The organism is Methylibium sp., assembly GCF_031393925.1.
GTDB lineage: Bacteria > Pseudomonadota > Gammaproteobacteria > Burkholderiales > Burkholderiaceae_C > Methylibium.
Genome location: NZ_JANMWL010000034.1, coordinates 1 through 11,813 on the forward strand (window position 1 = coordinate 1; position 11,813 = coordinate 11,813).

The 11,813-nt window shown below is 67.1% G+C and carries 10 protein-coding genes; 8 read left to right on the forward strand and 2 right to left on the reverse strand.

What is annotated here, in order from left to right; all coding sequences use genetic code 11:
* Positions 1–332 precede the first annotated feature (332 nt).
* Positions 333–1,331 carry an AAA family ATPase gene (locus RMO12_RS02200; protein ID WP_309638049.1) on the forward strand — a complete coding sequence of 333 codons (999 nt, stop codon included), beginning with the start codon at positions 333–335 and terminating at the stop codon, positions 1,329–1,331.
* Positions 1,332–1,516: 185 nt separating this feature from the next.
* On the opposite strand, the gene RMO12_RS02205 is transcribed toward RMO12_RS02200, so the two are convergent.
* Positions 1,517–2,488: a hypothetical protein gene (locus tag RMO12_RS02205; RefSeq protein ID WP_309638050.1), complete on the reverse strand. Its 972-nt coding sequence runs from the start codon at positions 2,486–2,488 to the stop codon at positions 1,517–1,519.
* A gap of 215 nt (positions 2,489–2,703) precedes the next feature.
* On the opposite strand from RMO12_RS02205, the gene RMO12_RS02210 reads away from it, so the two are divergent.
* Positions 2,704–3,600, forward strand: a complete 897-nt coding sequence (locus RMO12_RS02210; protein ID WP_309638051.1) for a 5'-nucleotidase — start codon at positions 2,704–2,706, stop codon at positions 3,598–3,600.
* A gap of 25 nt (positions 3,601–3,625) precedes the next feature.
* Here RMO12_RS02210 and RMO12_RS02215 read toward each other — a convergent pair whose 3' ends face one another.
* On the reverse strand, positions 3,626–4,342 hold the full coding sequence (locus RMO12_RS02215; protein WP_309638052.1) for a Crp/Fnr family transcriptional regulator: 717 nt from the start codon (positions 4,340–4,342) through the stop codon (positions 3,626–3,628).
* Positions 4,343–4,478: 136 nt separating this feature from the next.
* Here RMO12_RS02215 and RMO12_RS02220 point away from each other — a divergent pair, with 136 nt between their 5' ends.
* The 6 genes from RMO12_RS02220 to RMO12_RS02245 form a co-directional block, all read left to right on the forward strand.
* A complete protein-coding gene (locus RMO12_RS02220) occupies positions 4,479–6,464 on the forward strand; it encodes an AMP-binding protein (protein WP_309638053.1) in 1,986 nt (661 codons plus the stop codon).
* Positions 6,464–7,327, forward strand: a complete 864-nt coding sequence (locus RMO12_RS02225; RefSeq protein ID WP_309638054.1) for an ABC transporter ATP-binding protein — start codon at positions 6,464–6,466, stop codon at positions 7,325–7,327. The genes RMO12_RS02220 and RMO12_RS02225 overlap by 1 nt, the downstream gene beginning before the upstream one ends.
* Before the next feature lie 135 nt (positions 7,328–7,462).
* Complete coding sequence (locus tag RMO12_RS02230; RefSeq protein ID WP_309638055.1) at positions 7,463–8,392, forward strand: branched-chain amino acid ABC transporter permease; 930 nt, start codon at positions 7,463–7,465, stop codon at positions 8,390–8,392.
* A gap of 15 nt (positions 8,393–8,407) precedes the next feature.
* On the forward strand, positions 8,408–9,472 hold the full coding sequence (locus RMO12_RS02235; RefSeq protein ID WP_309624164.1) for a branched-chain amino acid ABC transporter permease: 1,065 nt from the start codon (positions 8,408–8,410) through the stop codon (positions 9,470–9,472).
* A gap of 106 nt (positions 9,473–9,578) precedes the next feature.
* Positions 9,579–10,913, forward strand: a complete 1,335-nt coding sequence (locus RMO12_RS02240) for an ABC transporter substrate-binding protein (protein WP_309638056.1) — start codon at positions 9,579–9,581, stop codon at positions 10,911–10,913.
* Positions 10,914–11,085: 172 nt separating this feature from the next.
* Positions 11,086–11,813, forward strand: a 728-nt coding sequence (locus RMO12_RS02245) for an ABC transporter ATP-binding protein (protein ID WP_309638057.1), incomplete at its 3' end; no start/stop codon positions are given.

The following is an 11,813-nucleotide window of genomic DNA, read 5'->3' on the forward strand; positions in this document are numbered from 1 at the left end:
TGCTGCCGATCATCCAGCTCAACACCTGGGTCAAGTAGCCCGACAGCGTGCCAGGCGAGCATGGTCGGCGGCGGGCTGTGCAGTGCAGTGCTTCCGAATTCAAGCTTGCGGAAGAACTTTCAGACAACGGTGTCTCGGGGCAGGTGCCGACAGCGGCTGGCTGGATCAGCGGCCGCATGTCACAGGCAAGCGCGCTTGCCTTGCTGCGGCCCCGCGACCACCCATCCACGGCACGGCTCTTGCGTCAGTTCTGTAAGGGGTTGGCCCCGGTCGCTTGCCAGCACCGACCGAGGGCCCTGCTTCACTGGCTTGTGTTGCCTGGAGGTTCGCGCATGACGTCCACCGCCACAGAACTCGTCACCATGCCGCGCTCTGGCCTGCCGATCGCCAGGATGCGCAGCGTCTACCGCGTCGGCGACGTCAAGCGCCGGCTCGACAAGCTGCCCGCCAAGGAACACGAGCAATTGCGCGCCACCTACGAGCGCATGCTCGAGCGCGGTTGCGAGCGCTTCCAGGTCAAGCCTTCGGGCGTGCCCGCGATGGACCATCTTTACGAGGAACTGCCCAATTTCGTCGCCGTGCTCGACGAGGTGAAGCGCCAGCTCGCGCTGTGCAGCGACAGTCGCGACGCACTCGAGATCACGCCCATGCTTCTGCTGGGCCCGCCCGGTGTCGGCAAGACGCATTTCGCGCGCGAGATCGCGCAGCTGCTCGGCACCGGCATGGGCTTTTTGTCGATGAGTTCGCTCACCGCCGGGTGGGTGCTCAGCGGCGCGAGCAGCCAGTGGAAAGGCGCGCGTCCGGGCAAGGTGTTCGAGACCCTGGTCGACGGCGAGTACGCCAACCCGGTGATGGTGGTCGACGAGATCGACAAGTCCGGCGGCGAGCATGCCTACGATCCGCTCGGCGCGCTCTACAGCCTGCTCGAGCACGACACCGCCGGCGCCTTCACGGACGAGTTCGCCGAGGTACCGATCGACGCCAGTCAGGTGATCTGGGTGGCCACCGCGAACGACGAGCGCGCCATTCCCGACCCCCTGCTCAACCGCATGAACGTGTTCGAGGTGCGGGCACCTGACCGCGATGCCGCACGCACGATCGCGACCAGGCTCTACCGCGGCATCCGCGCCGACCACGACTGGGGCAACCGCTTCGCGCCCGCGCCGGCCGACGACGTGCTCGACGCGATGAGCCAGCTGGCGCCGCGCGAGATGCGGCGAGCCTGGAGCTGCGCCTTCGGCAACGCCAAGCTGGCCGGGCGCAATGTGATCGAGGTGCGCGACTTGCCCGAAGCGCAGGGGCGCAAGGCGGCGATCGGCTTCGTGCAGTAGCGCTACATGCCAGCCAGCACGACCTTCAGGCGCCTGCCATGGCAGCAGGCCTCGAATTCGACGCCGTCGATGGCAGTGGGCCGATCGATGCGCGCCGGGCGACTCGAACAAAAAGAGAGCCCCGTGCGCATGCCTGCGCGGGGCCCCTTGGCGCACGAAGGCGCGGCACGGACGGTTCCGGGTCTTCAGTACACCAAGCCCTGAGCCGTCGCGTCGGCAGTCGTGCCGCTGTTGCCGGCGGCGTAAAACGCGTAGGTGAAGCGCGTCGTGCCGGCAATGATCCTGACGCGCGCGCCGTTGGCGCCGGTGAGTTGCAGTGTGCCGCCGCTCGGCTGCCCCGAACTCAGCGTGAAGGGTGCGAACTGGTCGAGCCGCACATAGCCATCGGCCACGCCAACCAGGCCGGAGAACGCGACGGTCGCGCTGCCAGTGGTCAAATCGAGGCTGTAGTCGACGGTGTGAAACCACTGCACCGGGGCAGCGTTTGCGGCCGCCACCGTCAGACCCTGGTAGCCGAGCTTTACGGTCAGGTTACTGGCGTCCTCGGCGAACTGTGCGCCGACGTTGCCCGTGAGGCTCAGCGCGGGGATGCCGAAGCCGGTGAACACCACGTCGGCCGTTCCACTGGATGTGGTGGCCGTCGCCGAGTAGGTGCTTAAGGTGAGCTTCACGCTGCCGCTCACCGTCTGCGCGGCGACGACGCAGTTCTGCGAGGTCACGGTGATCGAGTCACCCGGCGTGGGCGCGGTGGCATTGGCCTCGTTGATGCTGAAGAGCAGGCTGCCACTGTCGCAGGCTTGGGTCGTCGTGGTCAGCGCCAGCGCTTTCACGCGATCCGCGGCCTGCGTCTGGCTGCGTTCGATCAGCTTGCCCATCGCCAGGCGCTGCACGGTGGCGTCGAATGCCATCGCGCGCGTCGACGCAGCGGCCGTGACAACGCCGCCGCTGCCGGTGAAGAGCGCCAGGCTCGAGAAGCCCGCCAGGGTGCTGCGCGCGGCACCGTCGGCGGTGCCGGCGTAGCCGGTGCTGTTGATGTCGGCGGTCGCCGCGCTCGGCCCCGCCGCAGCGGCGCTGCCACTGTCGCCGCCACCGCCTCCGCACGCCAGCAGCGTCGCAGACAGGACACTCACCGCACTTATCTTCAGAAAACCGTGCATGACCGCTCCTCCATTTGTTTGATTGATGTTCGCCGTTTCGCACACCATCGCGTCGGCACCCGCGGATTCAACGACATGGCGCGCCGTGGGGCAGTGCAGACTTCACGCCGGCCGACGGGGCGAACGCGCTTGCCCCTTGAAGCATGCCGCCTGTCGGCGCGCTGCAACGCTTGTCTGCCGATTGCACCCTGATCGGCCGCCGTTAGCATGCAGTCATGAGCGTCACCCTCGCCGGACAACTCGTCGTCGCCATCTCCTCGCGCGCGCTGTTCGACTTCGAGGAGGAAAACAAGCTGTTCGAGTCTGGCGACGACCGCGACTACATGCGCCTGCAACTGCAGCGCGTGGACGCGCCGGCCCAGCCTGGCGTGGCGTTCTCGCTGGTGCAAAAGCTGCTCGCCTTCAACCGCGGCGACGCGCCGCGCGTGGAGGTTGTGATCCTTTCGCGCAACGACCCGGTCTCTGGCATGCGCGTGTTCCGCTCCGCGCAGCACTACGGCCTGCCGATCCAGCGCGGCGTTTTCACCCGCGGCGCCTCGCCGTGGCGCTACTTGAAGCCGCTGCACGCCCACCTGTTCCTCAGCGCCAATGCCGAAGACGTGCGCTCGGCGCTCGGCGCGGGCGTGCCGGCGGCGCGCGTGCTGCCGCATTCGGTGCGCGCTTCCGAGGCCCACCCCAACGAGGTGCGCATCGCCTTCGACGGCGACGCCGTGCTGTTCTCAGACGAGGCCGAGCAGGTCTACCAGAGCGGCGGCCTCGACGCCTTCCAGGCCCACGAGCGCGAGCATGCTGCCAGCCCGCTGCCGGCGGGGCCCTTCAAGCCCTTGCTGCATGCCTTGCAGGCGCTGCAGGAGGCCGGCACCGAACACATGCACATCCGCACCGCGCTGGTCACGGCGCGCAGTGCGCCGGCCCACGAGCGCGCCATCCGCACGCTGATGGACTGGCACATCGAGGTCGACGAGGCCATGTTCCTCGGCGGCCTTGCCAAGGGCGAGTTCCTGCGCGAGTTCGAGCCGGATTTCTTCTTCGACGACCAGACCGGGCATGTGGACGGCGCGGCGTCGCACGTGCCGGCCGGGCATGTGTCCTGCGGCGTGACGAACGCCTGAGCCGCACCGCGTCGGCGCCAGCCTCTCAGCCCGGCTGGCGCATGCGCCGTTGCAGGCCGTCGAGGTCGAGCACCCTCAGGCCGCCGTATTCGATGCGAATGAGCTGCTGCGCTTGCAGCGCCTGCAGCGCCTGGTTCACGCGCTGGCGCGACAACCCCACCAGGTAGCCCAGCTCCTGTTGGGTGATGCGCAGCAGGCTGCCGACGCCGGGGTAGAGCACCGGATGGAACAGCGCGGCCAGGCTGCGTGCCACGCGCGAGTCGGGGTCGGTCATGCGGTCGATCTCGCGCGCGGCGATGAATTGGCCGAGCCGCTCGTTGATCTGGTTGAGCACGTAGCGGTTGAACGGGATGCTGGTCTCGAGCAGCGCGTAGAAGGTCGCCGTCGGCAGGCCCGCCACCAGGCTCGTGCGCAGCGCCTCGATGTTGTAGCGGTAGGCCTCGCGCTTGAGCAAGGTGCCCTCGCCGAACCAAGCGCCCGGCGGCACGCCGGTGAAGGTGATGGGCGTGCCGAGCGCACTGTCGTTGCTCATCTTCAAAAGGCCGTCGATCACGCCGAACCAGTAGGTTGCGGGACGCCCGATGCGACAGACCAACTCGCCCACCTCGGCCTCGGCGACGACGAGCGCGACCTCGGCCCGTGTGCGCTTGGCTGGCTCCAGCACGTCGAGCCAGGCAATGCCGGCCAGCTCTTCGAGGGTGAGTGCGCGGGCGCGTTCGCGCAGGCTGGGGGCGGTTGTCATCGTGAGGGAAAGTCCCGGCCGGGCTGTCCCTAGGATTGTCGTCATAACGACAAGCGAGCGTCAAACTTCTCACTAGCATCGCGCCTTCACGCAGCGTGTGTCGCGTCGGCGACGGCTGCGTAACGGAGTCCCCCTGGTGCTGACGACCTTTCCCCGCCTGCTGCTCGAGCATGCTGCGAAGCGCCCCGACGCGCCGGCCCTGCGCGAAAAGGAATACGGCATCTGGCAGACGCTCAGCTGGAGCGCGCTCGCCGCGATGGTCCATGACCTGGCGGGCGGGTTGGCGGCGGCGGGCCTGCAGCGCGGCCAGCACGTGGTGGTGGTGGGCGCCAACCGGCCGAGGCTCTGCGCCGCGATGCTGGCGGCGCAGTCGCTCGGCGCGATCGCGGTGCCGCTCTACCAGGACGCGGCCGGCGCCGAGTTCGTGTTCCCGCTGGGCAACGCCGAGGTCGCGTTTGCCTTGGTCGAAGACCAGGAACAGGTCGACAAGCTGCTGGGGCTGCGGCCGCAGTGCCCGCGCCTGGCGCACATCTGGTATGACGAGCCACGCGGCCTACGCCACTACAGCGAGCCGGGCCTGGCCTCGATGGACGCCCTGGCCGAGGCCGGGCGCGCCTTCAATGCGCAGCACCCCGGCCATGTGCAGGCCGAAATCGCCCAGGCCGACGCGCACGACGTGGCGGCGATGTTCTTCACCTCCGGCACCACCGGCAACCCCAAGGGTGTGGTGCACACCCACCACACGCTGATCGACCGCGCAGCGGCCGGCCAGCGTTTCGACAAGCTCACCGCGGCCGAGGAAGTGCTCGCCTACCTGCCGGCCGCCTGGATCGGCCAGAACATCTTCAGCTACGCGCAGTGGCTGGTGTGCGGCTACGTGGTGAACTGCCCCGAGTCGGCCAGCACGGTGACGATCGACTTGAAGGAGATCGGCCCGACCTATTACTTCGCACCGCCGCGCATCTTCGAGGGGCTGCTCACCAGCGTGATGATCCGCATGGAGGACGCGAGTGCGCCCAAGCGCTGGCTGTTCGCGCACTTCATGGTGCTGGCGCGGCGGGTGGGGCCGGCGGTGCTGGCGCGGCGTGTCGGACCGGCGTCGCCGGCCAGCGGCCGCGACGGCCAGCACGTCTCGCTCGTCGATCGGCTGCACTACGCGCTGGGTAACTGGGTCATCTATGGGCCGCTGCGCAACACGCTGGGCCTGTCGCGCGTGCGGCTGGCCTACACCGCGGGCGAGGCGATCGGGCCCGACCTCTTCAGCTTCTTCCGCGCCATCGGCGTGACCCTCAAACAACTCTACGGCGCGACCGAAACCGCCGTGTTCGTGTGCCTGCAACCCGACCACCAGGCCAAGGCCGACACGGTGGGCGTGCCGATCGATGGCGTCGAGTTGAAGGTGGCCGACAACGGTGAGATCCTGGTGCGCTCGCCGGGGCTGCTCAAGGAGTACTACAAGAACCCGGTGGCGACCGCCGAGGTGCTGACGGCCGATGGCTGGTACCACACCGGCGACGCCGGCTTCCTGGACGCGCAGGGGCACCTCAAGATCATCGACCGCGCCAAGGACGTGGGCCGCCTGCAGGGCGGCGTCCACGACGGCGCCATGTTCGCGCCCAAGTACGTGGAGAACAAGCTCAAGTTCTTTGCGCACATCAAGGAGGCGGTTGCCTTCGGCGACCGCCGCGACCGGGTCTGCGCCTTCATCAACATCGACCTGAACGCGGTGGGCAATTGGGCCGAGAAGCGCAACTTGCCCTATGGCGGCTATGCCGATCTCGCGGGCAAGCCTGAGGTCTACGAACTGGTTCGCGAGTGCGTGGAGAAGGTCAATGCCGACCTGGCCGTCGACGAGAAGCTGGCCGGCTCCCAGATCAGCCGCTTCATGATCCTGCACAAGGAACTCGACGCCGACGACGGCGAGCTCACGCGCACCAGCAAGCTCAAGCGCGGCCACATCGCCGACAAGTACCGCGTGCTGATCGAGGCGCTCTACGAGGGCCGCAGCTCGCAGTTCATCCAGACGCAGGTGAAGTTCGAAGACGGGCGCACAGGCGTGGCGGAGGCCGACCTGCGCATCGTCGATGCCAAGGTGTTCCCGGCCGTGCGGAGGGCCGCCTGATGGACGCCCGCACCGGCGCGGTCGGTGCGGGCGACTCGAAGGGCGCCGCCGCCGACCCCGCCGCCGCGCGCGCAGGGCGCATCGGCGCGGTGATCCTGGAGGTGAAGAACATCTCGCTCGCCTTTGGCGGCGTGAAGGCGCTCGGCGACATCAGCTTCGACGTGCGCGAGCACGAGGTGCGCGCCATCATCGGCCCCAACGGCGCCGGCAAAAGCTCCATGCTCAACTGCATCAACGGCGTCTACCAGCCGCAACAAGGCTCGATCACCTTTCGCGGCAGGACCTTAAAGCACATGAACTCGCGTCAGGTGGCCGCGATGGGCGTGGCGCGCACCTTCCAGAACCTGGCGCTGTTCAAGGGCATGAGCGTGCTCGACAACATCATGACCGGGCGCCACATGAAGATGAAGAGCACGCTGTTCGCGCAGGCGCTGCGCAACCCCTTCGGCTGGGGCTCGGCCGAGCGCGAGGAGTCCGAGCAGCGCCTGTGCGTCGAACGCATCATCGACTTCCTGGAGATCCAGCCCTTTCGCAAGACGGCCGTCGGCAAGTTGCCTTACGGGCTGCAAAAGCGCGTCGACCTTGGACGCGCGCTGGCGATGGAGCCGCAGGTGCTGCTGCTCGACGAACCCATGGCCGGCATGAACGTCGAAGAGAAGCAGGACATGTGCCGCTTCATCCTCGAAGTGAACGACGAGTTCGGATGCACCATCGTGCTGATCGAGCACGACATGGGCGTGGTGATGGACATCAGCGACCGCGTGGTGGTGCTCGACTACGGCAAGAAAATCGGCGACGGCACGCCGAGCGAGGTGCGCGCTGATCCCGAGGTGATCAAGGCGTATCTGGGGACGTCGCATTGAAGACCGCCCTGGTTGATCGACCCATTGCCCGGTATGGCGCCCGCTCCCTTCGGGACAGGGCGGGGGTGAGGGCCGGCCGGCGTTCCCCTCATCCCCCCCCTCTCCCCAAAGGGGCGAGGGGGTAAGACACACAGCATGGGCTTCTTCCTCGAAACCTTGCTCGGCGGCCTCATGGTCGGCATGCTCTATTCGCTGATCGCGCTCGGCTTCGTGCTGATCTACAAGGCCAGCGGCGTGTTCAATTTTGCGCAGGGCGCGATGGTGCTGTTCGCCGCCCTGGCGATGGCGCGCTTTGCCGAATGGCTGCCCGGATTGACCGGCCTCACCACCAAGTGGGCCGTCAACGTGCTGGCCTTTGCCATGGCGATGGCGGTGATGGTGGCGCTTGCCTGGGCGATCGAGCGGCTGGTGCTCGGCAAGCTCGTCAACCAGGAAGGCATCACGCTCTTGATGGCCACGCTGGGCATCACCTACTTCCTCGACGGCTTCGGCCAGACGCTGTTCGGCAGCGACATCTACAAGATCGACATCGGCATGCCCAAGGAGCCGATCTTCCTGTTCGACAAAACCTTCCCCGGCGGCGTGCTCGTCAACAAGGAAGACCTCTACGCAGCTCTCATTGCCGCGGCGCTGGTGGCACTGCTGAGCCTGTTCTTCCAGAAGACCTCCACCGGCCGGGCGCTGCGCGCCGTGGCCGACGACCACCAGGCGGCACAGTCGATCGGCATCCCCCTGGGCCGCATCTGGGTCATCGTGTGGAGCGTCGCCGGTTTCGTGGCGCTGGTGGCTGGCGTGATCTGGGGCTCCAAGCTCGGCGTGCAGTTCTCGCTGTCGCTGGTGGCGCTGAAGGCGCTGCCGGTGGTGATCCTCGGCGGCCTCACGTCGGTGCCCGGCGCCATCATCGGCGGGCTCGTCATCGGGGTGGGCGAGAAGCTTTCCGAGATCTACATCGGGCCCATGCTCGGCGGCGGCATCGAGATCTGGTTTGCGTACGTGCTGGCGCTGCTGTTTCTTCTCGTTCGGCCTCAAGGGCTGTTCGGCGAGAAGATCATCGACCGCGTCTGATCGACGGGGCTGCACATGCTGTACAGGGAAAACGGTCAATTCAAGACCAGCTACCGCGCCGACCAGCAGATATTGCCGATCCTGCAGGACCGCATCGCCATCCTCGGCCTGATCGCCTTCGCCTTCGTGGTGGTGCCGCTGACCGCGCCCGAATATTTGCTCCGCGGCATCCTGATCCCGTTCCTGATCCTGTCGCTGGCCGCGCTGGGTCTCAATATCCTGGTCGGCTACTGCGGGCAGATTTCGCTCGGCACCGGCGCCTTCATGGCCGTGGGCGCGTATGCGGCCTACAACTTCATGGTGCGCGCCGAGGGCCTGGGGCTGATCCCTTCGCTGCTGCTCGGTGGGGTCTGCGCCACCGGCGTGGGCGTGCTGTTCGGCATGCCCTCGCTGCGCATCAAGGGCCTGTACCTGGCGGTCGCGACCCTGGCCGCGCAGTTCTTCGTCGACTGGGCCTTCCTGCGCATCACATGGTTCACCAACCACTCGTCCTCGGGATCGGTGAACATTTCCAACCTGAACGTGTGGGGCCTGCCGATCGAAACACCGGCGCAAAGATATTTGTTCTGCCTAGTCATCGTCACGCTGTTCGCGCTGATGGCCAAGAACCTGGTGCGCAGCCACATCGGTCGCCAGTGGATGGCGATCCGCGACATGGACGTGGCCGCGGCCGTCATCGGCATCCGGCCGGTCTACGCCAAGCTGAGCGCATTTGCGGTCTCGAGCTTCATCGTCGGCGTGGCCGGCGGCCTGTGGGGTTTCGTCCACCTGGGCTCGTGGGAGCCGGCGGCGTTCTCGATCGACCGCTCGTTCCAGTTGCTGTTCATGGTCATCATCGGCGGGTTGGGCTCCATCATGGGCAGCTTCTTCGGCGCGGCCTTCATCGTGGTGCTGCCGATCCTGCTCGACAACCTGCCCGCGTGGTTCGGCCTCCCGATCAACACCGCGCTGGCCTCGCACCTCACGTCGATGATCTTCGGCGCACTGATCGTGTTCTTCCTGATCGTCGAGCCGCACGGCCTGGCGCGCTTGTGGTCCACGGGCAAGGAAAAACTGCGCCTGTGGCCGTTCCCGCATTGAACAGCGGTCCGCATTCACCCCGACATTCCCGGCGCCTGCCGAGGCCTTGCACTTTGCATTCCCCACCACGCACTGGAGAGTGCTCTTTGACCCCCTGGAGGCAGACATGAATTTCAAGTCCCTGGCCATCGCCACCGCGCTCGTCGCGGCCGGCCTCGGCAGCCTGGCCACCGCTCCGGCCGCATTCGCGCAGGCCAAGGAGCAGTTCTTCCCGGTGCTCGTCTACCGCACCGGCGCCTACGCGCCCAACGGCGTGCCGTTCGCCAACGGCTACGTCGACTACATCAAGCTCGTCAACACCCAAGGCGGCATCAACGGCGTGAAGATCAGCTACGAGGAGTGCGAGACCGGCTATGCCACCGACAAGGGCGTGGAATGCTATGAGCGCCTGAAGGGCAAGAACGGCGGCGCGACGGTGTTCCAGCCGCTCTCCACCGGCATCACCTTCGCACTCACCGAGAAGGCGCCGGGCGACAAGATCCCGCTCATCACCGCCGGCTACGGCCGCAGCGAAAGCGCCGACGGCGGCGTGTTCAAGTGGAACTTTCCGCTGATGGGCACCTACTGGGTCGCCGCCGACGTGCTGATCCAGCACATCGCCAAGAAGGAAGGCGGCTTCGACAAGTTGAAGGGCAAGAAGATCACGCTGGTCTACCACGACAGTCCGTACGGCAAGGAGCCAATCCCCATGCTTGCGCAGCGCAGCAAGATGCACGGCTTCGAGTTCAACAGCATTCCGGTCACGCACCCCGGCGTGGAGCAAAAGGCCGCGTGGCTGCAGATCCGCCAGGCCCGCCCCGACTACGTGCTGCTGTGGGGCTGGGGCGTGATGAACTCCGCGGCGCTCAAGGAGGCCGTTGCGACCGGCTATCCGCGCGAGAAGATGTACGGCGGGTGGTGGGCCGGCGCCGAGCCCGACTTGAAGGACGTCGACGGCGCCAAGGGCTACAACGCGGTGACCATGCAGCACGGCACCGAGTACGGCTCCAGGATCGTCAAGGACGTGCTGGCGACGCTGCACGCCAAGGGCCAGGGCACCGGACCAAAGGAAGAAGTCGGCCAGGTGCTCTACATGCGCGGTCTGATCGGCGCGATGCTGGCGGTCGAAGGCGTCAAGCGGGCGCAGGAGCGCTACGGCAAGGGCAAGCTCATGAGCGGTGAGCAGGCGCGCTGGGGCTACGAGAACCTCGCACTCGACCAGAAGAAGCTCGACGCGCTCGGCTTCGCGGGCGTGATGCGGCCCGTGAGCACCAGCTGCGCCGACCACATGGGCGCCAACTGGGCGCGCGTGCACACCTGGGACGGCGCCAAGTGGGTCTTCACGTCCGACTGGCTGCAAGGCGACGACCAGATCATCAAGCCGATGGTGAAGGTGGCGGCCGACAAGTACGCGGCAGAGAAGAAGCTCACACGGCGCACGCCCGAGGATTGCCAGAGTTGAGCCGCTGCGCGTCGCCTGACATGAAGTGTCGAAAAGAGGCTCCTTCCCCCGCCGGGGGAAGGCTGGGATGGGGGCCAGCCAAAGCCGGCCACTGCGATGGCCCCTCGCCCCAACTCTCCCCCAACGGGAGAGGAGCTATCCACGCGAGTTGCCCGGCCAAGGCAGCAATGTCATGAGCGCATCACCCAACATCCTGCTGAACGTCAACGGCATCGAGGTCATCTACAACCACGTCATCCTGGTCTTGAAGGGCGTGTCGCTGCAGGTACACGAAGGCGCCGTGGTGGCCCTGCTCGGCGGCAACGGCGCGGGCAAGACGACGACCCTGCGGGCGGTGTCCAACTTGCTCGCGGGCGAGCGCGGCGACGTGACCAAGGGCTCGATCGAGCTGCGCGGCGAGCGCATCGAACGACTCACGCCGGCCGATCTGGTGCAACGCGGCGTGATCCAGGTGATGGAAGGCCGCCACTGCTTCGGCCACCTGACGATCGACGAGAACCTGATGACGGGTGCATGGACGCGCAAGGACGGCAGGGCCGCGGTCGCCGCCACCTTGGAGAAGGTCTACACCTACTTCCCACGCCTGAAACAGCGGCGCGGCTCGCAGGCCGCCTACACCTCGGGCGGCGAGCAGCAGATGTGCGCGATCGGCCGCGCGCTGATGGCCAACCCGAAGATGGTGTTGCTCGACGAGCCCTCCATGGGCCTGGCGCCGCAGATCGTCGAAGAGGTGTTCGGCATCGTCAGGGATCTCAACACCCGCGAGGGCGTCACCTTCCTGCTGGCCGAGCAAAACACCCACATGGCGCTGCGCTACGCCGACCACGGCTACATCCTCGAGAGCGGGCGCATCGTCATGGACGGCGCGGCCCGCGAGCTGGCCAACAACGAAGACGTCAA